The following is a 25,138-nucleotide window of genomic DNA, read 5'->3' as shown; positions in this document are numbered from 1 at the left end:
GAAGACACCAGATCTTGCCTACACCGCCTCAATTGCAGAAGACGGTGCTCGCCGGGCCGTTACACTTTGGTCGTCATATTGAATGTCCTTGGCTCCTGGGTTGAAATGCATGGCGGCTCGGGTTCGAACTCGCCTTGCTTGGCCTCCACTGTATGCAGCGAGTGACGCCACCTCTCTAGCGATCAGCGCCAGGCTTCACGCAAAAAGCGCCACGCGGCGGGTGTCAGTGGGAGGCCTGCAAGTAGCTTCTCAACGCCTTGAGCGTTCCAAAAGGGGTGTCCACCACGGTCTGGTTAGCCAGCCAGTTGGGGATTGCACCTCCAGGGGAGGCATGCATCTGGTAGGTCACGCTCACGCCCTCGGCATTGGGAATCAGCTTCCACTGACCATTCGCCTGGGGGATGCGCACCTTGCCGTCACGCGGTGGCATGTATTGGGGCACGGCCTCCACCCGGATAGTGATTGCGCCGTCGCCGGCTCGGGAATAGGAGAAGTGGTAGACCCCGTCGCGGTTCGACACTGGCCAGGGCGCCTTGTTGTCTAGGTAATGGAACTGCTCAGTGTCGGTGGCCTTGAGCAGCTTCGAGTCGGCGACATCCGGCATCCACTTGCGGAAGGCATCGGCATCGCGCAGCACCCCGGCGACCTGCTCAGGGGCGTTGTTCAGTTGAACCTCGCCCCGGAATTCGCGCAAGGGTGAGCCCTCGACGTGGCGAACGTAGACCTTGATGCCGTCGGCGTCCTTGGCCAGCGACCAGTTGTCCTGAGCGAACGACGGCTGGGCCACGACCAGGCCGGCCAACAGGGCGATGGAGAATGCGAAGCGCTTGGTGGTCATGCGGAACCTCATCAGGGGAGTGGGGACACCACGACCTTATAGGCAGAACCGCATCGACTCACTTGCACCATGTGCCAGCAATGCGGCAATCCGTGCCAGCCAGACTCCTGGCGTCAAGGCACCGTCGAAAGCGAAGGGGCCGCCGGGCCGGCCCGTACCGGCCTGGGGGTCACGCCATGGTGCTGCAAAGTCGTCTGCAGGGCGGGCAGAGTGGCGCGCGCGGCCTCGTAACCGAGGCGGCGGGCCGTCTCCCGACCCTCGGCGTCATCCACGCCGGCAGGTGTGATCGCCGGCGCGATCAGCACATCGGCCGACGCGGCCTCCGGGCGGGATAGCAGGCAACTCTGCACCTGGGACACCCTCAACCACATCGACACCGCGAAACTCGACGGATACCGCTGCCCGTGGCAGTAGATGTCCACAGCAATCACCACGTCGGCGCCCAGCGCGCGGGTGGCCTGAACCGGCACGAGCGAAGCAACGCCGCCATCGACAAAGACATGGTCGGAGCCCCGCACTGGCAGGAACACGCCGGGGATCGCCGCCGATGCCCGCAGCGCCTCGCCGGCATCCCCCCCGCGTGATCACGTAGGGCAAGGATCGGTCGATGTCCGTGGCCACGGCGGCGAAGCGCATGGGAAAACGTTCGATCGGCTGATACCCGACCAGGGTGTTGGCCCAACGCGCCAGCGCTTCGCCCTTCAGAAACCAGGGCCGCTCAATGTGACATCAGCCAAAGAGCGCACGCGCATGGAGTTGGCCTGCTGCCAGAGCTGGTCCGGAGAGGTCCCCGAGGCGTAGGCAGCGCCGACGATGGAACCGATCGAGGTGCCGACGACAAGGTCGGGACGGATGCCGGCTTCTTCCAGCGCCTGCAACACCCCAATGTGCGCGTAGCCGCGCAGGCCGCCGCCGCCCAGCATACGGCCAGCCGTTGTGGCTCGATGGGTTGGCTGGCGGCAGGGCTGCCGGCGTGGCCCGCAAGACACCATCCACAAGCCAGTTGCCTTCGAACGCCCTGTGCGCAACCTCGGGCGTACCTGCGCATGCCGTCAGGAAGCCAGTGGCCAGCAACAGAAATTACCACCGGTGCGCCGTGCGGTGCATCTCGCCGGTGCTGTTGAAGCTGTCTCAGCGCGCATCGCCTGTCTTGGCGAGCACGTCGGATGCCAGCATGACCACGCCCTTCGCCGTTGGCACAGTCTTGACCAGCGACTGCGCGACCGCCTGCGCATGCACGGGGCGATAGCTGCCGGGCAAGAGCGGCGCGACCAGCTTCGCGATCGGGATCGCTATCCGTTCACCGATGCGCGGCGGCTGCTGCAGGCCGTCGCGGTAATCCAGTAACAGCGAGGGCTGAGCGATCACTAGCGCCGTCCACTCCATCGCCTTGAGCGCGTCTTCCAATTCACCCTTGATGCGGTTGTAGAACAGGGCGGACTTTGCATTCGCCGCCGCCGCGCTCACCAGCCCCACGCGTCTGGCACCCGACGCGAAAGCGGCATTAGCCACCGCCAGGTTGGCGTCCAGATCGACGGCGCGAAACGCTTCCTGGCTACCTGCCACCTTAATGGTAGTGCCGAGCGCGAGGTATACTTCGTCGGCTGGCGGCAGCACGGGCAGGCGGCCGAAATCCACAAAGTGGACCTGGAGCTTTGGGGTGCCATACGTTCAATCGCCGGCGACTCAGGGCGTGAACCTCGGAGACCCTCCGGTCCGCCAGCAGGGCCTCGAGCATCAGACCTCCCACCAGACCGGTGGCGCCGGCCAGCAGCACTCTTCGTTTGTCGACTTGGGTGGACACGACCTGGTCCTCCTCAATTGACACGCATGGCATGCCGAGCACTGTCAGGCGTCTGTCCTGTCCAGTCCTGAAATGCGCGATAGAAGGAGTTGGGATCTTCAAAGCCGAGGAGAAAGGCGATCTCCCCACCGGACATATTGGTGTTCCCTAGGTAGTGGCGGGCCAAGCTCTCCCGCGTCGCGTTAACCAGGGCGCGAAAGTTCTCCCCCTCGTCTTCTAGGCGACGCTGTAGCGTGCGCTTGCTCAAGCCCAGGCGCTCGGCAGTCTTCTCAATGGTGGCCGCGTTGCTGGGCAGCAGTTCCAGCAGGACGGCATGCACGCGTTCTGCAGTTGTCGCTGTCGCATCTAGCTCGCTGAGCCGGCGGCGGAGGTCTGGCTCGAACACGCGCCACATGCCTTCATTGATCGTGAGAAATGGACGTAACACGTCCACGGCTGCGAATGTAATACTCAGGCTTTTCCCGTGTTGTACGGGCGCGCCGAAGAAGCTCTCATAACGTCGGGCATAGGCGCGGGGTGGTAACTCCGGAATTGCCACCCTAAGCGCTTTGATGGGTTCGCGGGTGGCAAGACGGGCCAGTCGCAAAATGAACGCAATTTCGGCCACTTGAAGGGAATAGGGGATATCGGTAGGCGCCGATAGCCAGCGAGGCGACACGGTCAGTTCGCCCGCTTTGCCCACAACGACCTCTAGGCTCATCGGCGCCACGAGTTGTTTGTACTTGGCCAGGCGCCGCACAGCCTGCATCAGATTGGCACTGCACAGCGCGGCGAACAGTGGTGGAGCGAAAGATTCCGCCGAAACAGTCTCGACAATGCGCAGAGGAAACATGACATCGCTGGCCTCCGCCTCCAAAGCACGCCAAAAGCGGAAATACTCGTCAGTGGTCAACCCACCCCCTCCGTGAAAAAATAGGTCTTCAGGAAGTCCCGCTTTGCGCAGTACATGACTAGGCGTAAGCCCGAGGTCCTTCAACAAGGGTTGCCACCCGATGTCCAGGTAAAAGCTTAGTTTGCGTGCCATGTGAATACTCATGCAAAGTCCGAGTCGGCTCGTTCACTGAGCCAAACCAAGCCCAGTATAGATATCACTGACTATGCCACGCATGCAAACGGCGCCATCTTGGCTTCAATCTGCGCCAGAAGGGTGCTCCCTTGGAGCGGCCCCACGTATCTGAGGACACAAGGACTCTCTTAAAATAAGGGATAGTCTTGTGCCTATCAGTAAGCCTAGTCATTACGTGGAATCCATCGAAATTCTGACCGAGCCGGAGCGCCGTCGTCGGCGCACGGCGCAGGAAAAAGTCGCTATCGTGCAGGAGACGCTGGCCCCTGGCGCCTCGGTGTCTGCCGTGGCCCGGCGGCATGGCGTGAATCCGAACCAGGTGTTCGGCTGGCGCAAGCAATACCAGGAAGGCAGTCTGGCAGCGGTGCAAGCTGGCGAAACTGTAGTCCCGGCATCGGAGCTGGCCGCCGCGATCAAGGAAATCAAGGAACTGCAGCGCCTGCTTGGGAAGAAGACGATGGAAGTCGAGATCCTGAAGGAGGCTGTTGAGTGGGGCCGCTCAAAAAACCTGATTGCGCGCTCGCCCTTGCTGCCGGGGGACGACCATTGAAAACGGTCTGCGAAGTTCTCGTCGTAGCGCGCTCCGGTGTGGCGGTGAAACGGGTTCGTCCGTCCGATTGGCAAGATGGTCGCAGCGCTAGAGTGACTGACGACACGGAACTGGTCGAAGAAATCCAGGCCCACGTTGCGCATCTGCCAACCTACGGCTACCGGCGCATCTGGGCGCTGCTGCGCCGCACTCGCGAGTTGGGACAGGCATGCGCGCCGGCACGCGTAGCATGGGTCTCACCACTCGGATGTTTTGATGCGTGCCACATTGGTGCGCGCACCGTGGTGGCTCACCGGGGCCGGAGGGCAGGGAGGAGTGGGACTACGAGGTGATAGTCGAGAATGAGAGCCGGGTGCGCCTGTTGTGCGGGCCTTATTCGTCGTTATCGGGGTATGGCACCCAGCGCGCGGCCGAGGACGCGTCCGTGCGGCGCGCGCGGATTGCGGCGGACGGCTGGCTCGGGGACATCTGATCGGGGTTCGAGGTGCCACGGCCGGCAACAGGTGGCATTCGCCATGCGTCGGGGCGGCAGGGGTGTCCAGTATCCAACCTTTCCGGACCGATCCGCCAACCACCATCGCGCCTATAACCAAACGCCGTACCGTGGTGGAGACATGCAATGCGAGCGGGACGTCGGGGGGTCAGGGCCCGCATGACGCATCTGGACACGAAGCTGGCCGCCTCGCGGCAGCGCATCCGCCAGCAGGTCGGACGGGTGCGTGAGGCGCGCCGGGGGGGCGGCGAAGCTGCCCTGAGCCTGCAGGTGCTGCGCCATTTGCGCCGCAGCTATTCGGATCTGGTGCAGATCAAGCGCAATCTTTGGCTGGAAACCGGGTCCGGTCGCTACGCAACTGTCTGATGAGGGCGAGGCACGATCGGCGGCTCCAGGAACTTAGGGCGCACCTTGCTAGGCAGAAAGCCGCTGTCACCGCATGCCGCCGAGACGGCGTTGATGCCGCCGCAGCCATCGCGCAACTCGCCCTGCTCGCCGGGACCCTCAATGGGTTGGAGCTTCGTATTTAACTGCTGCGGCAATATCAAGGAGGGGCAGTCGTCCCTAGGGCGGGGGAGACCTTTCGGTAATTTTGACGGGGTTTTGTATATCAGGCGCGTTCCACGCGAGCGCAGTCAGGAAGGTGGTTGCCCCGCCCAGCACTGCCGGTATTCCCTGTTCCCGGACGCCTCCGGCCGACACGTCATGTCCCTGGAGGACCCCGTCGGCGATGACAGTGGTTCGCTGGTACGGCGCTTGCACTAGGAGAAGGTGGCAATTCAGCCGCGATCGGAGTTGAAGATGGGACAGCAACCGCAACAGCAACCAGGACAGGGCCAGCAACAGCCCAATGAGCAACAGTCTCAACAAGGTGGCCAACAAGGGGGGCAACAGGGCGATCAGGAACGTCGGCAGGGCGGTCAGTCAGGTGACCAGGATCAGCGCGGCGGGCAACGCGAACAACAGGGCGGCCAAAGCGGCCAACAGAGCGACCAAGAAAGGCAAAAAGGGAACCAACAGGCCGGCCAGGAAGGCGGGAGTCAGCAAGGACAGCAGGGCGGCCAAGGCGGTCGCTAATTCTGCAGCGGCCATGCCGTCCTCATGAAGTCAGCGCCGCCACAGTCGTGGCGGCGGCTTGCCGTCCGATGCGAAGAGGGCATATGGAGCGAATAACAGAGTACCGCGGATTCCATATTCATGCCGCCCTCGAAATGTCATCGAAGGACATGTTCGATGTGTGGTTCCAGGTGGAAGGTCCCTTGCGCTCTACAGGCATTGCGGCATGGGGTCAGCGCATCAAAGTTTTCGGTGGGCCGTATTCCCGGCGTTGGGCTCATCTCGTGGCGGAGTTGGCGGGGCGAGCGGCCATCGACGTCATCGTTGGACAGCAAGCAACGTAGTGCTCACAGGCCTCTCAGCGGCCGACCGATAGCAGCCGATCGAAGCGACAGTGCGCAATTGCCCCCAGTCTCGCGTTCACACCGTTCTCATCCGCGCCAACGCCTCTGGACGCCTGTCCGCAAGTTGCGTGTCTCTCGCAAGTGATCGCTCCTGCTCTGACGCGAGATACTGCCGATCAAGAAGTTCCGCAAGACGAAAGCGCGGAGGAAGGCAAGGTAGCGGTACACTGTTATCGCCGTCTCGATACGCTCGGGGCGGACGCTCTACGCTCCCGCCTGGAACGGAAGGTCGACTATGAACCGCATCCGATACTTGGTGAACCTGTCCTACGAGATCGCGGATTCCACGGCGGACTTCCTTTTGTGCATCGAAGCGGCGAGGACATGCCGGCAGTCGATAGTCTCCGAACACCTCGTGATCTCGCCAGAGATACTCGCCACAAGCTACACCGACCCCGTCCTGTGCAACCGTATGCTGCGCATTCGGGCGAACAAGGGCTGCTTGGGAATTCGGTATGAGGCCGTGGTGGAGATCGACCATCGTCTCGATGATGGCGAAACGCTATCGCAGGTCGCGGTCGCCGACCTGCCTTTTGAAGTGCTACCCTACCTGGCCCCGAGCCGTTATTGCGAATCTGACCGCATGATGGAATTTGCGATGCGCGAGTTTGGCGGCATGAGGCAGGGCTACCCGCGCGTGTATGCGATACGGGAGTGGGTGCGCAACCATGTGCGCTTTCTTTCGCGGTCGACCAACGAGCGGACGTCGGCGATCGATACGATCGTGGAGCGTACGGGGGTGTGCCGGGATTTCGCTCATTTGATGATCGCCATCTGTCGCGCGCTGAGCATCCCGGCCCGTATTTCCAGCAGCCTGGACTATGGCGCGGATCCGGCGATGGGTCCACCCGATTTCCATGCGGTGGTCGAGGTATATCTCTCGGACGGCTGGTATTTGCTCGATCCGTCGGGGGTTTCCATTCCGACCGGCCTGCTGCGCATCGGCACCGGCCGGGATGCCGCCGATGTTCCCTTTGCCGCGATATTCGGCAAGGTCGAGTCGGAGCGGCCCTACATCGAAATCGAGGCTCTGACCGATTCTGCCGCCGGCATTGGCATGCCGCTCGCCACAACACGCGCCATCTCGACCTGGTGATCCGCGCTCAGTTGCTGGCCGCCTTCCATGATCTGGGTTTTCCATTGCCGCGTTCCATTCTTCGGTTCCATGGCTTCATCGACGAACGCCGCTGGGATGCGTTCCAGCGGGATCTGCCATGGCTCAGGCGTAGTCTTTCTGACAGAGCGTGGGGCCTCCAGATCAGCGCCAAGAAGCCTGCAGCAGGCCAGGGTTTGCGAGACACTATCATGCTGAACGGGGACATCGTCGAGGGATGTAGGCCGTTGTCCTACGTCGTCGGCCTAGGGCGCGTCCAGGCCCAAAAATAAATGCTGGCCGTCGATGACAATCAGCGTAGAGTGGGTAGCCTACCCCTTGGGAGCATGGCATGGACACTTATCCGGCAGCAAACAGCAAAGGCTTCGACATTTACCCGCTAGTCTACAAATACGATCCACCGCGTGAATGGCATGAACGAAGGCCGGACCGTAGTTACAGCGCCTCCGTAGTGATCTGTCGGGAGGGTATCGCGCCGACAGCCGACAGCGGGCGAGTCTTTCAAGTACCGAATGCACAGTGGGCCGATTTGGGTGTGGCCAAGCGCGCAGCGGTCCAGCACGGGGCGGACATCATCGAAGGATTGGTCAGCGGCGAATCGCTGGCGGGTATCTGATACGGGGATGCCGCTTGCCATGCGTACCCGAGCAGGGCGAGATGCTGAGCCGTTGCTGATCGAATGACGTGATCTGCTTGGCCAAGCGGCTATGCGAAAGGCTTTGCTTGCAAAGGAAGGGGTGAGACTCTATGTCGAGACAGCTCAAGAACAAGGCCGAATTGCGCGCCATGCTTCGTGCAGAACAGGCAAAGTTTTCGGAATGCGAAGGCGCCTGCTTTGGCGACGTGTTATGGCATTCCGCGGACGCAGGTGGTTGCAACTGGAGTCTGTCGACCATGGAAGGTGGCAACAGCGCTGCATGCCTGGAGGCGATCCGCCCGTTTGCGAATCGGCTGCGCGAACTGTACAACGTGCCGGACGAAGGGACCTAACGCGCTGCCCGCCATACGGTCAGAGAGTTATGACCCTGGGATGTCTCGCATCCCGAGCGGCAGGCTCGCCAGGATTTGGTGTTGATCGACAAATAGGGATATTCCGTGGTTCAGGCGGCGGGTTGGAAATGCCGCCATTTCCTCGAAGTTCGAACGGCAGTTCATCGGCTAACTCGGGCATAGAGTATCGGGAATCCGACGGCTCAAACTGGCCGGGTGCGGCCCGACGCCGAACACATTCCTCTTGGACCGGCCCCGCAGGGCATGGAGCGGCCCCGATGCCGGTCGGATCGTTTGCACCATCACGGATGGCCCCGAAGTCCTGCGCTTATCATTTGTCTGATCTGCTCCGACTGCCATCATGTCCGGGAGAGCGCGGTAGATTCCAGTTGTAGCGAAGCGAGAGGTAACGCAGCGCGAAGCACGCCATCAAGGCGGTCCAGGTCCGCCCACTGGACACCCATCCCAGGCGCTCGCCGGACACCTCGATGACGGCACCCACCAGAGCCGCCGACGCATAGACCTCGCGCCGAAGAATCATCGGCACCCGATTGAGTAGCACGTCACGCGCCACGCCACCACCCACGGCGGTAACTACGCCGAGAATCACCGCCACCTCGGCCTTATGGCCGAAAATCAAGGCCTTCTGCGCGCCGGTCACTGCAAACAATCCGAGTCCCAGAGAATCGAACAAGGTCACCGGGTGTGCAAGGCGAACGACGAGCGCACGCGCAGCGAGCACCATCCATGACGCTGCCATTGCGACGGCGAGATAGCGCCAATCGGTTAGTCCGGCGGGCGGCACGGCGCCGATGCACAGGTCGCGCACCACGCCCCCGCCGCAAGCGACCGCAAAAGCAATGACGATGACACCGAACCAGTCGAGGCCGCGGTCTCTGGCCGCGACCGCGCCGCTGAAGGCAAAGGCAAATGTGCCGGCCAGATCTAGAAACGTGAACAGACTGTGGTCATTCAGGCCGGCAAGGGCCAATTCGTGGACGTTCATACACTGGGACACAACCACGCGCTGGCGGCCGTCAGCATAGCCGCCAAGCCGGTCTCGAGCGTCGGATGGATCTGCGGCGCGAACTTCGGTGAGTGGTTGCTAGGGATTTTGTTGACAGCCTTCTCCTGTTCGGCCTTCGCGTACACCTCCGGGTTGGTACCACCGACGAACCAGAATACATAGGGCACGCCCCAAGTGCGACCGAAGATGCTGAAGTCTTCGCTGGCCGATGCCGGACCGGGTGCCTGCAACGCGTTTTCGCCAAACTGGCGGTCGAAGGCCTGCGCCACCTTTTCCGTAGCGGCCAGATCGTTCTCGGTCAACGGGTAGCTATTGATCGTGGTGAACTCGGGCGGACGCTCAGCACCGGAGGCATCGCACTCCGCGCAACAGATGCGGCGTATCGAATTTAGCATGTATTCGCGTGTGTCCTCGCTGAAGGTTCGCATATTCAGCTTGATGGTGGCGTCGTCGGGGATGATATTCTCCTTGGTACCGGCCTGCAGCGAGCCGATAGTGAGCACCGCCGGTTCGCTCGGCGCGATTTCCCTCGAGACAATGGTCTGCAGGCGCAACGTGGTCGCTGCTGCCATGATGACCGGATCGATCGAGGTTTGCGGTTGAGAGCCGTGCGAACCGCGCCCGAACAGCTTGATCTTCAGGCTATCTCCGGCAGACAGCGTAATGCCGGGACGGTAGCTAACGGTGCCGGCAGCGCCGACCATCACGTGCTGCCCGAGGATGATGTCGGGCTTCGGAAAGCGGCCTTCGCCCCATTCGCCCACCATAGAGGATGCGCCCTCGGCCGTTTCCTCACCGGGCTGGAACACGATCATTAGTGTACCTCTCCAGGCGGTGCGATTTGCAGACAGGATACGCGCGGCTCCGATCATCCAGGTTACGTGCATGTCATGGCCGCATGAATGCGCGACGCCGACCTCTACGCCTTCATCGTCGCGCGCGGTCACAGTGCTCGCATACGGCAGCCCGGTGTCCTCTGCCATTGGTAGCGCATCCATGTCGGCGCGTAGCATCACGGTCGGGCCTGTGCCATTCTTCATCACGCAGACCACGCCAGTCACGCCGACGTTGCGCGTCACCTCGTAGCCCCGACCTTCCATGGCATCAGCGACGATCTTCGCGGTGCGAACTTCGTGCATCGACAACTCCGGGTGCTGGTGGATGTCCTTGTAGAGCGCCTCGAGTTCGGTCACCAGGGCGGGATCGGCGCGGTCGAGTACTTCAGTGAGGGGATTCATGATGGCTCCAGAAGTTTCGAAGTGAAGTTGAGCGGGAGATTCAGGCTGCACCTTCATCCCCTTAGGCACCGTAAGCACGATCGAGGTTGGCCATCGCCACCGTCAGGACGTCGAAGCCCCGCGCAACGATGGCGATTTCGCGCACGACCAGATTGTGCTGGCCGCCGGCGAAAGTGATCACGCCGTCGAGCCCGTTTACGCGTTCGCAGTTAGCTCCAAACACGGTGAAAAATGGCCCAAAAAAACTCTAGCAAATTTCACCACCCGCTGACTGCGCGATTCACACCATTCGCAAATGCGTCGAAAGGAGCGCATGCTTACCCTATGCGAAGCCCTCCCGCCAACGGTATGTGCTTGGTCGCCCATCACTCCGCGTGGTGCTTTAGGTCGGCTGATGAAGGGAAGGCGTGTGTCGACGATCGAAGGCCCGCTTCTAAAGTGGAATTGCCGTGTGAATGTCTCGACAGCGCATGGGACGAGAGTCTGCCGATGGCCGGCAAGCGCCCGCCTGCCGGCCAGAAGTATGGTTAGACTTCAGTTTGCTCAGCAATCTCCAAGGCGTCATCTACCTCAATTCCCAGATACCGGACGGTACTCTCGAGCTTTGTATGCCCGAGGAGCAGTTGGACAGCTCTCAGGTTTCTGGTCCGTCTATAGATTAGCGAGACCTTGGTTCGCCGGATTGAATGCGTCCCATAAGCGGAAGTGTCAAGGCCGATTGACGCTATCCAGCGATGGACCAACCGGGCATATTGTCGGGTCGATAGATGGGGCGACGAGCGCAAACGACTGGGGAACAAAAAGTCGCCGCAGTTCAATCCCCGTGCGCGTATCCAGGCCTGGAGGCATTCCCGAGTCTGTCCAGTAATCTCAAATTGCACGGGTCGATGCGTCTTCTGTTGCATGACGGTCGCACGCATGCCAACTTGGCTTCCTACGCTGACATCTTGTACGCGGAGACGAATCAAATCGCAAGCGCGCAGCTTGCTGTCGATGGCGAGGTTGAACAACGCCAAGTCTCTCGTGCTAGCGGTGAGCTGAAGGCGCGTACGGATTGCCCAAATCTCGGACAGCTTCAGAGGAGGCTTCTGCCCCGTCAGTCTTCCCTTGTTCCACGGGGCGCGGCGGCTTACAGATGGTTTGGAGGTAGTCATGACTCACTCCTGGAGTGGATGGGAGCCCATTCTGCACCTGTGCCGGAACCTCTCAAGTGGCGGGCGCTAGTCCCACTCCGCTTCCGAAACCAACTCCGCTGACACGACGCCTTCGACGCTCATCTGGTAGAGCTTCCGATAGCACAGTGGACATGGCGCCCAGTCCAAGGCCTGGTTGCCTCCAATCTCAAAGTGCAGTTCGCGGATCCGGACGGTGACGCCGCATTTGCAGACGAGAATTTGGGTATGGTCATCCATCGCATATCTCCATGGCAGAAAAGGGGTTACAGCATGTGACGGCCGGAGATCTCCATGGATCAGCGAGTTGCCAATCTTTCTCAGGATGCGCGCGAGGGCACAGCAGGCTCCGAAGAGCGCAAGCATAGGACCAACATTTTCGTGCGGGGGCAGTTTCGGATCTTGCCGATTCACTGATTGCCGAGATTCAATCGCCGAGCTTCTGTCCGGGACGGATGTGGGTCTTGATGAGTGGGCGGTGACCGCCTATTCCCGCCAGCCAGCAACTGCGCTCCCGGAGGCGGGACACCGCCGCAAAGCGGTCGTTCGAAAGCAAGCGAACCGTGGCTTATGCAGCGGCGGCTGCCGTGCGCCCCTGTCCGTGCAGAAGAAATAGCGTGAGGATTGAGGCGAATCCAAGAGCCGACGACACCCAGAGCGCCCTAGCGCCCAAGGAATCGAGCAGCATGCCGAAGAGCCACGGCGCCATTGCTTGGGCGACGCGGGCCGGCACCATTAACAAGCCCTGACGGTGGCCATACCGCCCGGCCCGAAAATAACCAGCGGCAGCGTGCCCTTGGCAATCGTGAGAATGCCGTTGCCCGCCCCGTGTAGGACGCCAAACAGGGCCGCCGCGGGCGCTCCGGCCACACCGAACGCCAATTAGCCAATGGGATGCAGCGCCGCCGCGATCCGCGCCGACAGCAAGGGGTGGACCTTGCGCAGCAGGCCGAACTCCAGGATCCGGGCACCGACTTGCGCCGGTCCGATCAGCGCACCCACCATCACGGCCATGGCCAACGACGCCCCACCCGCCTGCAGCAGCCGCGGAAGGTGTGCGGCCATCGCCGTGCTGATAAACCAGGTCGCCGCGAAAACGAAGGCCAGCGCATAGGAGGCCGTCCGCTGCGAACGCTCGTCACCCGGGTGCGGCCGATCACTACGCGTTGATGGCACGGCTTCGCTGGGCGCATTCGCTCCGGCTGCCATCCGCGGCATGCTCAGGTTCAGGGCCAGCCCAAGCGTGAGATGCAGCGCCGCCCAGGACAGGCAGGCACCGCGCCACCCGATGTGCGCCTCCATGTAGGTCGAGAGCGGCCAGCCGACCGTACTGGCGAAGCCGGCGATGAGTGTGATGCCGGTGATCGCGCCGCGCGAACGGTTGCCGTACAGCGCTACCAGCGTGGCGAACGCCGCTTCGTAGAGCCCGGCGCCCATGCCGATACCCAGAATCACCCAGGCGGCGAAGAGGCCCACGGCGCCCTGTGCCAGGCCAAGCCCGGCGAGTCCGATAGCAAACACAAGGCTTGTGGCCACGAGCACCGATCGTCCTCCCGTGCGATCGATCATGCGCCAGCAGCGGGCCCCAGCAATGCGGACACCACCAGCGCGACGCTGAAGGCGGCAAAGATCGTCGGCGTGGAGACACCAAGATCCTTGGCCATGGGCGTTGCGAGCATGGCGGGCAGGTAGTAGGTCGAACCCCAGGCCAGCGTCTGGGCAATCCCCAGCCTGGCGATCACGCTACTGCTCGGCTCCATGGCCATCCCGTTCCTGGTTATTCCACTTCGCTGCTGTCGGTGTCGCCGGTCTGGGCCTCGTTCTCGTGCTGCATGGCCGCCGCTGCCAGCGTCGTCGCGTTGGCAGGCGCGGCTTCCTTGCGCTCGCTGTAGCGGTCCGTCAGGTAGTCGCTGCGGTCACGCACCAGCAGCGTGAACTTGACGAGCTCTTCCATGACGTCGACCACGCGGTCGTAGTAAGACGACGGCTTCATGCGGCCGTTGCCGTCGAACTCCTGGTACGCCTTGGCCACCGACGACTGGTTCGGGATGGTCACCATGCGCATCCAGCGGCCCAGCACGCGCAGCGTATTGACGGCGTTGAACGACTGCGAGCCGCCGCACACCTGCATGACGGCCAGCGTGCGGCCTTGGGTCGGGCGAATGCCGCCGAACTCCAGCGGCAGCCAGTCGATCTGGTTCTTGAAGACGGCCGTCAGCGTGCCATGGCGCTCGGGGCTACACCAGACCTGGCCTTCCGACCACTCGGAGAGCTTGCGCAGTTCGACCACCTTGGGGTGATCAGCGGGCACGCTGTCCGCCATCGGCAGGTCGCGCGGGTCGAACACGCGGGTCTCCGCCCCGAAGTGCTGGAGAATCCGTTCGGCTTCCTGCACCAGCAGCCGGCTATAGGAAGTCTCGCGCAGCGAACCGTAGAGCAGCAGGATGCGCGGCGGGTGGGTGCTGACGCGTGGCGGTTCCAGCTTATAGAGGTCAGGCGTATCGAGCAACGCAGGGGCGATATTGGGAAGATCCGCGGTCATTGGATTCTCCGCCCTTGCGCGTCGATGACAGGCTCGCCGTCTTCCTTGGTGAAGGCGCCTTGCTGCGGCGCCGGCAGGATGTCCAGCACGAGTTCCGACGGCCGGCATAGCCGCACGCCTAACTCGGTGACGACGAATGGCCGGTTGATCAGGATCGGATGGGCCAGCATGGCATCGAGCAACTGGTCGTCGGTGAGTGCTGGATCACCAAGGCCAAGCTCGGCATGGGGCGTACCCTTCTCGCGGATCGCTTCGCGCACAGTGAGCCCGGCATCGCGGATCATCGCCTGCAAGGTCTGCCGGTCGGGTGGCGTGTTCACGTACTGGATGACGGTCGGCTCGATGCCCGCGTTGCGGATCATGGCGAGCGTGTTGCGCGATGTGCCGCAGGCGGGGTTGTGATAGATGGTGACGGTCATGGGGTATCTCAGTGCGATTCGTACCAGTGCTGCGAACGGTTGACCACGCCGACGACGAACAGCATCACGGGGACCTCGATCAGCACGCCGACGACGGTGGCGAGCGCCGCGCCCGACTGGAAACCGAACAGGCTGATGGCGGTGGCCACGGCCAGTTCGAAGAAATTGCTTGCGCCGATCAGCGCCGACGGGCCGGCCACGCAATGGGCGACGCCGAGCTTGCGGTTCAGCAGGTAGGCCAGGCCGGAGTTCAGCAAGACCTGGATCAGGATCGGTACGGCCAGCAGCAGAATGATCAGCGGCTGCTCGACGATGGCATTACCCTGGAAGCCAAACAGCAACACCAGCGTCGCAAGTAGCGCGGTGATCGAGTACGGGCCCAGCGCGCCGACCACGCGCTTGTAGGTGGCTTCGCCCCGCGCCAGCAACGCCTTGCGGATGACCTGCGCGATCAGCACCGGCACCACGATGTAGAGCGCGACCGAAGTGATGAGTGTGTCCCACGGCACGGTGATCGAAGACAGACCCAGCAGCAGCGCGACGACGGGCGCGAAGGCCACGACCATGATCGCGTCGTTGAACGCCACCTGCGACAGCGTGAAGTAGGGGTCGCCCTTGCAGAGTTGCGACCAGACGAACACCATCGCCGTGCAGGGTGCCGCCGCCAGCAGGATCAGGCCGGCGATGTAGCTGTCGAGCTGCTCGGCGGGCAGCCAGCCAGCGAATAGATGGCGCACGAAGATCCAGCCCAGCAACGCCATCGAGAACGGCTTGACCAGCCAGTTCACAAAGAGCGTCACGCCGATGCCGCGCCAGTGTCCCGCGACCTGGCCCATGGCACCGAAATCGATCTTGATCAGCATCGGGATGATCATGATCCAGATCAGCACGCCGACCGGCAAGTTCACCTGTGCGACCTCCATGGCGCCAATGGCCTGAAAGACCGGTGGCAGCCATTGGCCGAGCAGGATGCCCGCCACGATGCAGAGCGCCACCCAGACGGTCAGGTAGCGCTCGAAGAAGCCAATGGCGCTGGGCTGCGCGGCCCCCGCGGCCCGCTGCGCGGTGCTCATTGCCCGGCCTCTACAGGCTGTTCGCCGATGGCGCGCATCTCCTTCTGGATGGCGTTATGGTCCAGTACGTGCAATGGCAGGTTCACGAACTGGCTGACGCGGGTCAGGATCTGACGAAAGACCTGGTCGAAGACCTTGCGCTTCTCTTCGTCCGAGCCCTGAATCGCGGCGGGGTCCATAAAGCCCCAATGCGCCGTGATGGGCGTGCCCGGCCAGATCGGGCAGACCTCGCCCGCGGCCTGGTCGCAGACGGTGATGACGAAGTCCATCCTGGGGGCATCGGGCAGGGCGAACTCGTCCCAGCTCTTGCTGCGCAGCCCGGATGTGTCGTAGCCGATCGACTGGCAGCGCTCGATGGCAAAGGGATTGACCGTGCCGGAGGGATGGCTGCCGGCGCTGTAGGCGTGAAAGCGTCCCTTGCCGAGGACATTGAACAGCGCTTCGGCCATGACGCTGCGGGCGGAGTTGCCGGTGCACAGCACCAGTACGTTGAAAGTCTTGTCGGACATGTTGGTCGTTGGGTGATTGGGCGACGTTCGGGCGAGCGGGTGCCTCCTCGTATGAGGCTCGATGGGGGAGGCGGGTTAGCGAGTACTCAGCAGCAGCCGGATTCCGGCGTGCAGCAGGCGGTCTTGGCGGATGGCTTCGGCGTGACGGTCACCGGGATTGGTACACAGCACGCGGCGGCTTCGGCGGTACGGTCACGCGATTCGCCATACGTCGGCGCACTGCCGAGCGTGTGGAACGACTCCCAGGCGATCCCCGTCGGGTCGACCGACCAATGCTTGTTCGAGGTTGCATAGCAGCAGTTCGTCTCGGACTGGGACTGCATGGGCAGGTCGGCGCTGGCGAGGCGCGCCTGCATCTCGGCAAGCTCCGCGTCGGTCTCCACCTGGATGCCCAGATGGTCCATCCCCAGCTTCTCCGTGCGATTGGAGATCGCGAAGTTCACGCGCGGGTCGTCCAGAGCCCACTTGGCGTAGTCGTCGCGGACGACGATGGGTTCGGCAGCGAACAGGGCCGAGTAGTAGCGGATGCTGGCCCGCAGATCGGCCACGCTGACATGGACGTGGAAGCGCTTCATGGTTCAGGACTCCTGGCGACGGAACAAGAGGACACCGGCGAACACGGATTGCCGCCACAGCAGTTCTCCGTGAGATAGCCCAGCAGGGCATTCATGGTCTCGAAGCGCGCCATGTAGATGATCGAGCGGCCCTCCTGGCGGCTGGCCAGCAGACCGGCGCGGTGTAATTCCTTGAGATGGAACGACAGCGAGGACGCCGGCATCTCCATCAGTTCGGCAATGCGGCCAGCCGGCAGGCCTTCGGGGCCGGCCTGCACGAGCAGGCGGAACACAGCCAGGCGGACGGCGTGGGCAAGCGCGGCAAGCGCTTCCAGGGCGTTGTCGGTTTCCATGATTCGACTATAGTCGAATCATAAAAGCGTTGCAAGCGTACTGTTGTGACGGTCGGCCTCAGCAGGCGGCTCAGCCGGTCCATATACGGCGTCTAGTTAGCGGGTACGTGAGACAGCGAGCAACGTGTCCTGCGTAAAGGTAGCGACACTCAGCGTGATCTCGCAACGGCTCAAACAACCGTAAGAGCAGCCTTTCGAAAATGCGCCCGCAATGGCGGTTGTTGTTTAGGTTTGTTTGATGCCTGCCCTTGGCTGCAGAATTCCAGGGGTATGAGGGCAGGCGTTGAACAAACCTCAGGGGAGGAAACCGCGGAGTCCGGCGAAGTCTCGTGATGCGGGCTATGGCGATTGATGGGTTGGCCCCATCAGCGGCGTCATGGCTTGAAGAGGAGGCAGGGCATCAATCGGCTCCTGCCATGGCGCGAAGGTCGGAGCAGTTCAAGATTGCGTGGATACCCAGTGCATGCACCCTGGTCGAGGGAGTCGGCGAGCACAACGCTCCGCTTGCGGCTCCAGATTCGGAAGAGCCGTCGGTTGAGTGGTAGGTGTGGAACGTGTGGGCTCATGCCGGGGCTCGCTGCGGTGGCGGTCCGCGGATGCACGCGCTGCGCGGGATGACCTCGATGACGAGCATCGGGGCGCCACAGTGCCGGCAGACGAAGGGCGGAGGTGCGGGGACATCGGTATCGTCAGGCGTAGCAGTCACCGCCGGCACGACGCTCAATAGCGAGCGTATCTTGACCAGATTCGCGCGGCGCACTGGATTCGCAAGCAACCCGTAGTGGCGGATGCGATGGAAGCCGCCCGGCAGCACGTGCAGCAGGAAGCGGCGCATGAATTCTCCGACGTCCAACGTCATGGTCTTACGGCGCGTGCGTTCCTTGGCGCGGTAGTCCTTCCAGCGGAAGGTCACGCCGCGTTCGTCGAGCGAGACCAGGCGCTGGTTGGAGATCGCCACGCGGTGCGTGTAGCGCGACAGGTAGGCCAGTACTGCCTCTGGACCGGCGAACGGTCGCTTGGCGTAGACCACCCACTCGGTGGCGCGTAGTGGCGCCAACCATTGTGCAAAGGCGTCCGGATTGGCGAGGGCGCTGTACTCACCAAAGAACTGCAATTGCCCCAACGTGTGTGCGTCCTGGAGTGCATCGAGGAAGCGCCGCCGGAAGAGGCGGGAGAGCACGCGGACTGACAGGAAGAAGCCGGGACGGCAAGCGATCCAGCGTTTCCCATCTGGGGAGAGACCGCCGCCCGGGACGATGCCGTGTAGGGACTGAGTACAACAGGCAGGACGCGCGGCACGCTCACCGGGCGCATCCTGGCCATCCGGTTGGCATCGCAGAGGGTTACCTCGAAGAAGAACTTCAGTCCGGTGATCGCGGCATTCAGCGAAGTCGGTGAGGTGCCGTGATCGACGAGGTGAAGTTGATAGCGCCGCAGATCCTCGGTACTGGCCGTGTCCGGCGAGCGGCCGAGAAAAGCCGCGAACTGGCACACGGTGCGGAGGTATTGGGTCTGGGTCTTGTCTGCAAGCTTGCGCATCCGCATGTCCTCGATCATGCGCTGGCGTAGCGGGCTGATGGTAGATGTCGCGACTGACATGGCTGGGCTCCTGTCGGGAATCGAGGCAAGTTGCCTCGGTCCTCAACTTAGGAGACAGCGCAGGCGCTTCAGTCACTTTGCGCATTGGACGGAGGGTTACCGCGCGAGCGGTTTAGTCCTATGGCCGTTCAGTGCCTTCGGCCCCTTCTACCGGTGCCAGAGGAGACTGCCGACCCAAAGCACCCACTCGTGCCGCTCAAGACAGGACATCTGACGGGAGCGAGAATGTCCGGTTATGTGCAAAAATGACACGTCTGTTCAACTCGACTGATCCATGAACGCGAGCCTCCGCGCTGTTATCACCGTTCGACGGCTTTCACCGGTCGAATGGCCGCAAGCCTTCCCTGTTATCTCTCAGTTACGCAAGCTGGACGAAGCGGAGTTTCTCAAACGAACCCTCAGGCAATCGTGTTCCGGGTACGAGCTCGTCGGAGCTTTCAGAGACGGCGAACTAATCGGCGTCTTGGGGATGCGACCGGTCCACACGTTGGCACGCGGGGCGTATCTGCACGTCGATGATCTAATCGTCGTTGCGGAAGCACGAGGAAGCGGGGTGGGGCACGCCTTGATGGAGTACGCTGAAGCTGACGCACGCGTACGCGACATGAGTGCCGTATTTCTCGACGCGAGACCAGAAGCTGTTTCGTTCTATGAGAGTCGAAATTTCGAGTTGCATCCTGCGCCGTCGATGAAGAAACTTCTCTAGTCACGTGGCCGCGTGCACGTCGCCGGTCTTAGTGCAACAGTCCATTGGCCGGCTATGGCGAGAACGGTCCGATCGATACCGCGAGATCGGCTACGGGTGAGCCCGGCAAACCGACCCTTCGCGGCCCATCGGGTCTCCGTCGGCCGGCATCGATTCAGGCTGCAGTCGCAGCCCGTTTCCGCCCGATCAGTTGGTTTCTTTCGAGTGTTACGCCCAATGTCAAAAGCAGCCGGAGTCGAGACACGCCCCATGGAAATCGCCGATACGACTGTGCGCGACGCAACCGAGCGAGCGTGACGCGCCGGTCCAACACGAATGTGCTGGCTCGTACCCTTGTGAAGGGCCCCAGCGCGCCGAGTGGGTGATCGCATTATGCTGGCGAGCATGGTAGCGAAACGGTAAAGACAGTGCCGTTTCCTGAGGAGGTGACCCCAATCGTCCCTTTGTGCGCGCTAGCAATGCATCGGCAGATGTACAGGCCCAGCCCCATGCCTGCCGCCATACCGCGTCGGTCTGCCGGCCCTGCACGGGTGAGCGGATCGAACAGTGTGGGCAACGCGCTTTCCGGAATCGGGTTGCCTTCATTGGATACGACCAGTCTCACCTGGTCATCGTGGCCGTCAGCTTTGACGACGATGAGCCCCGTTCCGTAGCGAACAGCGTTCGTCAGCAGATTGACGAGCAGTTGGCTGAGCCGGCTACCGTCCCAGCTACCCTTGAGTTCACCGGCTAGACGCAGCTCGATGTTGGCATTAGGGTAGGACGCGTGCACTTCGTCCACAGCATCTTCACAGATTCGCCCGATGTCCTGTGGTGTAAAACTGACTGGCAGCGCATCGCCCAGCCGGGTGCGCGTAAAGATAAGCAGATCGTCAATCATCTGTTTCATCCGAATCGCACCTCGCTGGACAAAGCCTACTGCCCTCGCGCTGGCAGCGGAGAGATCCTCGTCATGCAGGAGTACTTCGCCGGCATTTAGCATCGCCCCTAGCGGCGAGCGCAGGTCGTGGGCGAGTACACCAGCGAACAAGTCGCGGATAACGAATCCGATCGCTGGTGGAACAGCACCACGACGCATCGTGGATCGAATCCAACTGCATCACTCCAAAGAGCAAATGGGAACTGGTCCATCGCAAATACAACACGCACGACAAATTGGGGGACGCTGTCCTCTGCCCGACGATTAGTGGAAGTTAAACTGCCAACGATGCGAATTTCGCCGAGGGAGCGGCACGGGCGTGAGCAGAAAAGAACTGCATGACCACCATATGGCGGCGGGATGTGGCGGCGAGGCCGTGGTGTCCGTGGCGTCTACGTCGTCCGGGCAACTCGGCGATTGCAAAGCGTCTGCATCGAGAGCGGGATTCTCCGAATCGCGGGTCCTTCTTCTTTTCAGCGTAAGCGACCGATTGTTGCCGTCGTTGACAACGACAAGAACGCCCCCGCCCGTTAAAAGCGCTTCCAAGTTCCCACGCAAGCGCTTGCAAGACGCTCCAAGCAGTGCGTGTAGCGGTAGGGCCGGCCACGTCCTATTCTTTAGACGGCCACTGGTGCACGATTTTGCGAGGGAGTAACCATGTTGCCCCTTGGTACAGAACGGGCCCATTTGAGTCTTGCCGACAGACATATGGCTGAGGTACGGTCGCGCATTCACGCACAGATCGGCGTGCTTCGTCGAATACATGCGGCGGGATTCGATGACTATGATGCGCTTGCCCTTTTACATGTACTAAGGGCCATACAGGGAACGGGGCGTGGCCACCGTCGTCTCATCGTTCAAGAGTTGTTGCGCGCTCTGCAGCGGGCCTAGCATCTCTTTTGCGAGTCAGTACGTATGTTCAGCGCGGTGACAGATCCGCTGGGTCTAGGGATGCCAGGTCTGCCGCGACGGCCCAAGGCAGCAATTCGTCGATCCGGTTGATTGGATGATCGGCGATGCGGCTCAGTACATGACGCAGGTATGCCTCGGGGTTGAGGTCATTGAGCTTGGCGGTTCCGATGAGCGTGTACATCGCCGCGGCCCGTTCGCCGCCACTGTCCGCGCCTGCGAAGAGGTAATTCTTGCGTCCCAATGCGACGGCGCGAAGCGCGCGCTCTGCACTGTTGTCGTCGATCTCCAGGCGTCCATCGTCCGCATAGCGTGTGAACGCCTCCCAACGCTTGAGCGTATAAAGGATGGCCACCGTAGTATCGGACTTGCGCGAGAGCTTGGCCGCCGTCTCTTCCAACCAGGTCTTGAGCGTTGTTAGTCGCGGTACAGCCTCGCGTTGCCGGACCTCCCGGCGCAGGTCCGGGGGTCGCCCTCGGATCTCGCTCTCGATGTCATAGAGTTCACCGATGCGCGTCAGCGCCTGTTCGGTCACGGCATTAGGCCTCACCGCATGCAGCTCGTAGAACTTGCGTCTGGCGTGAGCCCAGCAAGCGGCTTCCTGTACTCGCCCTGTTTCATAGACCGCGTTGAAGCCAGCGTACGCATCGGCTTGTAAGGTCCCGACGAAGGATCTCAGATGGTGTTGTGGATGTTCGCCCTTGCGATCGGGCGAGTAGGCGAACCACACTGCGGGTGGCGCGGCACCGGCCGATGGCCGGTCGTCGCGCACATAAGTCCACAGTCGCGCCGTCTTCGTCTTGCCATTGCCCGGTGCCAGCACAGGGATCGGCGTATCGTCGCCGTGTACCTTGCTGCCCCCCATTACATAGCGTTGGACAGCGGCCACCAGCGGGCTGAGCAGTGCCGAGCAGCCTCCGACCCAGTCACCCAGAGTCGATTCTGGCAGGTCGATACCTTCACGTTCCCAGCGAACGCGCTGACGATGCAGCGGCTGATGATCGCAGAACTTTGAGACCAGCACGTTGGCAAGCAAGCCCGGACCGGGGATGCCGCGGTCGATGGGACGGCTGGGCGCGGGAGCCTGCACGATGCGATCGCAGCCCGTGCAAGCAAGCTTCACGCGCCGATGCCGGATGACACGTAACCGTGCGGGGACGAGTTCGAGCTGCTCGGAGACGTCTTCGCCGAGAACTTTGAAGGTGCCGCCACATGGGCAGCAAGTGGTCTCCGCCGGCGAGTGAATGACGTCTTCGCGTTCCAGGTGTGCCGGTAGCGGGTTGCGTCCACCGTTGCCATGGGCCGTGCGCGAGCGAGGTGCACTTGCCGCAATGACGCCTTCATCGGTCTGCAGTTCTTCGAGCTTTAGTTCGAGTTGCTCGATCTGCCGGTCCAGCTTCTCGGACCGGTGACCGAACTGCTGGCGCTTGAGCTTGGCAATCAGCAGCTTGAGGTGTTCGATCTCGATCGCATGGTCGCGCAGTGCGCTGTCACGCGCGATGATCATCGCCTTGAGGGTGGCGATGTCATCGGGAAGCGTGGCGGGATCGGTTTGCATGTCCCGCAGTGTAGGAAGCGGCGCAGCAGTTTACAAGGCGAGTGTCGGGCGCCAGGTCCGTTCTGGCTTGCGCCAGTCGATGCCCTCGAGCAGCATCGAGAGTTGCGCCGGCGTCAGGTGGACCTTGCCGCTGTCAGCCTGGGGCCAGACGAAGCGGCCTCGCTCCAGACGCTTGGCCAGCGGGCAGAGACCGTCACCGCTCCACCACAGCACCTTGATCAGGTCGCCGCGCCGACCGCGGAAGACAAAGACGTGACCGCTGTACGGGTCCTCAGACAGCGTGGTGTGTGCCTTCGCAGCCAGGCCATTAAAGCCGCAGCGCATATCGGTGATCCCCGCAGCCAACCACACCCGTGTTCCGGCAGGCAATCCAATCATGCTGTTAGCGACGCCATCAGCGCATTCAAAATAGCAATGTCGACGGGACCGGTGAGGCGGATCGTGCCTCGCTCAAGTCGGATCTCCACGGCACCTTCGTGCCGCAACGCAGGAACGACAGGTATGGAGGAGATGTCCTCGACGGTCACCGGCAGCATCGTGGACGAAGACTCTCGCTCGCCATTGAGAGCCATGCGGCGCCACTTGAAGACCTGATTCGTATTGAGGCCGTTGGCCAGCGCAATCGCCGACACAGATGCATTGGGCTGCATACACTGCGCGACGATATCGCGCTTGAACGCTTGGGAGAACCGGCGTCGCTGGATGCGCCTCTCCGAAACGGGATCGGGCAGGGTCTTCATAGGTGTCCGCCAAGATTAAGCGGACGCCTATGCGGTCCGCTAGACACCAGAGCTTGCCTACCCGGTCTCAATTGCGGAAGACGGTACTCGCCGGGCCGTTACTTTTCAGCGGCGCCCGACGCCGTCCCTGTGACGCGAAATTAGGGATCGTCCGACGGGTCTCGGCACGCTACAGCAGGGCCTCTGGCAACGCTAGGGGGTAGCAGCACCGTTCCGCAGACGACTTTAGTCGCGAGCCGTCATTTCACAACAGATCGAATCACGGTACATGCCATTTTTTGGGTGGCGGGTACTTCGCTTTTCGACGCAATGTTACGGGGATCGTCGGGTAACGGAAAAGCGCCCACTCTGTTGCCCCATCTTCAGTGTCGAAAGAAACGGAGTTTGCGGTTGAGTTATCAGAGAACATGACAACGGCGTGCCAACGCCCATTGATATTTGAAATGAAAATTCGTTTTGCTCTCATTTCCTGCCGCCAAACAAGCTTAAGGTGCATCCGCGCCGGCCTCTTTCCTGCGCGACAATCGCCTATTTATGCGACTGCTCGTCCCTATATCGGCCCACGGGGGTTCAATATTCCACGACGACAATAGCGGGTCGCCCCAATGCGCTTCTCTCTGCAAGATGGGTCGTGTGCCGAGCGCGGACAAAATATTCTCCTTCGTACGGTCATGCGAGCTTGGACCAAGTGCGTTCGGAGGAAGGAGCCGGTGAGCTGGACGGCCCATCCTCAGGCAAGGCGCGATTCTTCACACTCGTAAAGGAAAAGTGCAAAGTTGCGACGCCGTGCTCCGGACAGCGCGCAGGTCTGATGTATGTAATTCCCAATCTATCGGCGCAGCGCACGAGCTCCGCAAGAGAATCGATCTCCAGCTTGCCCATGATGTTGGCGCGATGGACTTTCACGGTTTTTTCGACAATTCCGAGGATGTTGGCGACCTCCTTATTTCGAAGGCCCGTCGTCACCATGGCCATGACCTCTCTTTCACGAGGAGTCAACCGTTGCATCTTTGTGTCAAGCGCCGCCTTGACATCGCGTTCGATTCCTCTTTGGACTGCCAATTCGAGTGCGCTGCGCACCGCCATGACGAGTCGGCGCTCGTCAACTGGCTTTTCAAGAAGATCCACGGCGCCAGCCATCATCGTCTCAACGGTTTGTTTCACGTCCGCGTGGCCAGTGAGCATGATGAAGGGCACGTGCGGTGGCAGCCGCTTCAACAGTTCATGGCCGTTGATACCTGGCAGGATCAGATCGGCTACCACGCATGTAGGGCCATAAACGGTATCGAGGGCTGTTCGACACTCTTCGGCCGAACCGAAGCTCTTTGTGGCAAAGCATTTTGCCTGCAGCAGCCGGCCTAAAGCCTTTCTGGTGCTTACATCATCATCAACAAGAAACACAGTCCCGATCATCGCGCGCACCCTCTTAGGAATTGGGGTTGACCGTTGTCCACATTACCTAGCGCTGCCTGCCTCGACAACCGGCATCCCGGCTCACGCGAAAA

26 protein-coding genes and 4 pseudogenes are annotated in these 25,138 nt (G+C 61.9%); 6 read left to right on the top strand and 24 right to left on the bottom strand.

Annotated elements, in window-relative coordinates; all coding sequences use genetic code 11:
• Nucleotides 1-223: 223 nt before the first annotated feature.
• The 5 genes from AC3G88_RS26845 to AC3G88_RS26825 all read right to left on the bottom strand — a co-directional run bounded on the left by AC3G88_RS26845 (nt 224) and on the right by AC3G88_RS26825 (nt 3,666).
• Nucleotides 224-838 carry an START domain-containing protein gene (locus tag AC3G88_RS26845; RefSeq protein ID WP_488894271.1) on the bottom strand — a complete coding sequence of 205 codons (615 nt, stop codon included), beginning with the start codon at nt 836-838 and terminating at the stop codon, nt 224-226.
• Nucleotides 839-951: 113 nt separating this feature from the next.
• On the bottom strand, nt 952-1,368 hold the full coding sequence (locus AC3G88_RS26840) for a patatin-like phospholipase family protein (protein WP_488894270.1): 417 nt from the start codon (nt 1,366-1,368) through the stop codon (nt 952-954).
• A 171-nt stretch (nt 1,369-1,539) separates the two neighbouring features.
• Nucleotides 1,540-1,761 carry a patatin-like phospholipase family protein gene (locus AC3G88_RS26835; RefSeq protein WP_488894269.1) on the bottom strand — a complete coding sequence of 74 codons (222 nt, stop codon included), beginning with the start codon at nt 1,759-1,761 and terminating at the stop codon, nt 1,540-1,542.
• 208 nt (nt 1,762-1,969) lie between these two features.
• Nucleotides 1,970-2,476, bottom strand: coding sequence for a Rossmann-fold NAD(P)-binding domain-containing protein (locus tag AC3G88_RS26830; protein WP_488894268.1), 507 nt, complete (start codon nt 2,474-2,476; stop codon nt 1,970-1,972).
• Nucleotides 2,477-2,655: 179 nt separating this feature from the next.
• Nucleotides 2,656-3,666: an AraC family transcriptional regulator gene (locus AC3G88_RS26825; protein ID WP_488894267.1), complete on the bottom strand. Its 1,011-nt coding sequence runs from the start codon at nt 3,664-3,666 to the stop codon at nt 2,656-2,658.
• Nucleotides 3,667-3,892: 226 nt separating this feature from the next.
• Here AC3G88_RS26825 and AC3G88_RS26820 point away from each other — a divergent pair.
• Nucleotides 3,893-4,455, top strand: a pseudogene (locus tag AC3G88_RS26820) (transposase); the annotation flags it as partial.
• A 455-nt stretch (nt 4,456-4,910) separates the two neighbouring features.
• On the top strand, nt 4,911-5,117 hold the full coding sequence (locus AC3G88_RS26815) for a hypothetical protein (RefSeq protein WP_488894266.1): 207 nt from the start codon (nt 4,911-4,913) through the stop codon (nt 5,115-5,117).
• A 558-nt stretch (nt 5,118-5,675) separates the two neighbouring features.
• Here the strand turns inward: AC3G88_RS26815 and AC3G88_RS26810 are convergent.
• Nucleotides 5,676-5,843: a hypothetical protein gene (locus AC3G88_RS26810; protein ID WP_488894265.1), complete on the bottom strand. Its 168-nt coding sequence runs from the start codon at nt 5,841-5,843 to the stop codon at nt 5,676-5,678.
• Nucleotides 5,844-6,446: 603 nt separating this feature from the next.
• Here AC3G88_RS26810 and AC3G88_RS26805 point away from each other — a divergent pair.
• The 3 genes from AC3G88_RS26805 (at nt 6,447) to AC3G88_RS26795 (ending at nt 8,315) form a co-directional block, all read left to right on the top strand.
• The gene (locus tag AC3G88_RS26805) at nt 6,447-7,307 is read left to right on the top strand and encodes a transglutaminase-like domain-containing protein (RefSeq protein WP_488894264.1); all 861 of its coding nucleotides are present in this window, start codon (nt 6,447-6,449) and stop codon (nt 7,305-7,307) included.
• 349 nt (nt 7,308-7,656) lie between these two features.
• The gene (locus tag AC3G88_RS26800; protein ID WP_488894263.1) at nt 7,657-7,941 is read left to right on the top strand and encodes a hypothetical protein; all 285 of its coding nucleotides are present in this window, start codon (nt 7,657-7,659) and stop codon (nt 7,939-7,941) included.
• Between the two features lie 131 nt (nt 7,942-8,072).
• Nucleotides 8,073-8,315, top strand: coding sequence for a hypothetical protein (locus tag AC3G88_RS26795; RefSeq protein ID WP_066736537.1), 243 nt, complete (start codon nt 8,073-8,075; stop codon nt 8,313-8,315).
• A gap of 331 nt (nt 8,316-8,646) precedes the next feature.
• Here AC3G88_RS26795 and AC3G88_RS26790 read toward each other — a convergent pair whose 3' ends face one another.
• The 13 genes and pseudogenes from AC3G88_RS26790 to AC3G88_RS26730 form a co-directional block, all read right to left on the bottom strand.
• Nucleotides 8,647-9,321, bottom strand: coding sequence for a trimeric intracellular cation channel family protein (locus tag AC3G88_RS26790; RefSeq protein ID WP_488894262.1), 675 nt, complete (start codon nt 9,319-9,321; stop codon nt 8,647-8,649).
• A complete protein-coding gene (locus AC3G88_RS26785) occupies nt 9,318-10,580 on the bottom strand; it encodes a M20 family metallopeptidase (RefSeq protein ID WP_488894261.1) in 1,263 nt (420 codons plus the stop codon). Before AC3G88_RS26785 ends, AC3G88_RS26790 begins: the two co-directional genes overlap by 4 nt.
• A 527-nt stretch (nt 10,581-11,107) precedes the next feature.
• A complete protein-coding gene (locus AC3G88_RS26780; RefSeq protein ID WP_488894260.1) occupies nt 11,108-11,734 on the bottom strand; it encodes a tyrosine-type recombinase/integrase in 627 nt (208 codons plus the stop codon).
• Nucleotides 11,735-11,800: 66 nt separating this feature from the next.
• Complete coding sequence (locus AC3G88_RS26775) at nt 11,801-11,992, bottom strand: hypothetical protein (RefSeq protein WP_029051498.1); 192 nt, start codon at nt 11,990-11,992, stop codon at nt 11,801-11,803.
• A 328-nt stretch (nt 11,993-12,320) separates the two neighbouring features.
• A pseudogene (locus AC3G88_RS26770) lies at nt 12,321-13,512 on the bottom strand (MFS transporter).
• A gap of 17 nt (nt 13,513-13,529) precedes the next feature.
• The gene (gene arsH, locus AC3G88_RS26765) at nt 13,530-14,294 is read right to left on the bottom strand and encodes an arsenical resistance protein ArsH (RefSeq protein WP_488894259.1); all 765 of its coding nucleotides are present in this window, start codon (nt 14,292-14,294) and stop codon (nt 13,530-13,532) included.
• Nucleotides 14,291-14,713, bottom strand: coding sequence for an arsenate reductase (glutaredoxin) (gene arsC, locus AC3G88_RS26760; RefSeq protein WP_488894258.1), 423 nt, complete (start codon nt 14,711-14,713; stop codon nt 14,291-14,293). Before arsC ends, arsH begins: the two co-directional genes overlap by 4 nt.
• 8 nt (nt 14,714-14,721) lie before the next feature.
• Complete coding sequence (arsB, locus tag AC3G88_RS26755; RefSeq protein ID WP_488894257.1) at nt 14,722-15,786, bottom strand: ACR3 family arsenite efflux transporter; 1,065 nt, start codon at nt 15,784-15,786, stop codon at nt 14,722-14,724.
• Nucleotides 15,783-16,295 carry an arsenate reductase ArsC gene (locus AC3G88_RS26750; protein WP_061958741.1) on the bottom strand — a complete coding sequence of 171 codons (513 nt, stop codon included), beginning with the start codon at nt 16,293-16,295 and terminating at the stop codon, nt 15,783-15,785. Before AC3G88_RS26750 ends, arsB begins: the two co-directional genes overlap by 4 nt.
• A gap of 86 nt (nt 16,296-16,381) precedes the next feature.
• The gene (locus AC3G88_RS26745; protein WP_488894256.1) at nt 16,382-16,870 is read right to left on the bottom strand and encodes an ArsI/CadI family heavy metal resistance metalloenzyme; all 489 of its coding nucleotides are present in this window, start codon (nt 16,868-16,870) and stop codon (nt 16,382-16,384) included.
• A complete protein-coding gene (locus tag AC3G88_RS26740; protein WP_488894255.1) occupies nt 16,867-17,202 on the bottom strand; it encodes an ArsR/SmtB family transcription factor in 336 nt (111 codons plus the stop codon). Before AC3G88_RS26740 ends, AC3G88_RS26745 begins: the two co-directional genes overlap by 4 nt.
• Before the next feature lie 562 nt (nt 17,203-17,764).
• Nucleotides 17,765-18,469 (bottom strand): annotated as a pseudogene (locus AC3G88_RS26735) (IS91 family transposase); the annotation flags it as partial.
• A pseudogene (locus AC3G88_RS26730) lies at nt 18,469-18,801 on the bottom strand (site-specific integrase); the annotation flags it as partial. The pseudogenes AC3G88_RS26730 and AC3G88_RS26735, both read right to left, overlap by 1 nt.
• A 274-nt stretch (nt 18,802-19,075) precedes the next feature.
• Between AC3G88_RS26730 and AC3G88_RS26725 the strand changes: the two are divergent.
• The gene (locus AC3G88_RS26725; protein WP_488894254.1) at nt 19,076-19,507 is read left to right on the top strand and encodes a GNAT family N-acetyltransferase; all 432 of its coding nucleotides are present in this window, start codon (nt 19,076-19,078) and stop codon (nt 19,505-19,507) included.
• 370 nt (nt 19,508-19,877) lie between these two features.
• Here AC3G88_RS26725 and AC3G88_RS26720 read toward each other — a convergent pair whose 3' ends face one another.
• The 5 genes from AC3G88_RS26720 to AC3G88_RS26700 form a co-directional block, all read right to left on the bottom strand.
• Nucleotides 19,878-20,585: a sensor histidine kinase gene (locus tag AC3G88_RS26720; RefSeq protein ID WP_488894253.1), complete on the bottom strand. Its 708-nt coding sequence runs from the start codon at nt 20,583-20,585 to the stop codon at nt 19,878-19,880.
• A gap of 760 nt (nt 20,586-21,345) precedes the next feature.
• Nucleotides 21,346-22,893: an IS66 family transposase gene (tnpC, locus tag AC3G88_RS26715; RefSeq protein ID WP_488894252.1), complete on the bottom strand. Its 1,548-nt coding sequence runs from the start codon at nt 22,891-22,893 to the stop codon at nt 21,346-21,348.
• A 30-nt stretch (nt 22,894-22,923) separates the two neighbouring features.
• Nucleotides 22,924-23,271: an IS66 family insertion sequence element accessory protein TnpB gene (gene tnpB / locus AC3G88_RS26710; protein WP_488894251.1), complete on the bottom strand. Its 348-nt coding sequence runs from the start codon at nt 23,269-23,271 to the stop codon at nt 22,924-22,926.
• Nucleotides 23,268-23,633 (bottom strand): IS66-like element accessory protein TnpA, encoded by a 366-nt coding sequence (gene tnpA, locus AC3G88_RS26705; protein ID WP_488894250.1) that lies wholly within the window; start codon nt 23,631-23,633, stop codon nt 23,268-23,270. Before tnpA ends, tnpB begins: the two co-directional genes overlap by 4 nt.
• Before the next feature lie 669 nt (nt 23,634-24,302).
• On the bottom strand, nt 24,303-25,046 hold the full coding sequence (locus AC3G88_RS26700; protein ID WP_488894249.1) for a response regulator transcription factor: 744 nt from the start codon (nt 25,044-25,046) through the stop codon (nt 24,303-24,305).
• Between the last annotated feature and the right edge of the window lie 92 nt (nt 25,047-25,138).

The organism is Cupriavidus sp. 86D6, from assembly GCF_057815095.1.
The sequence above is the reverse complement of the archived record's forward strand: the minus strand, read 5'-3'. Positions and strand labels throughout refer to the sequence as shown.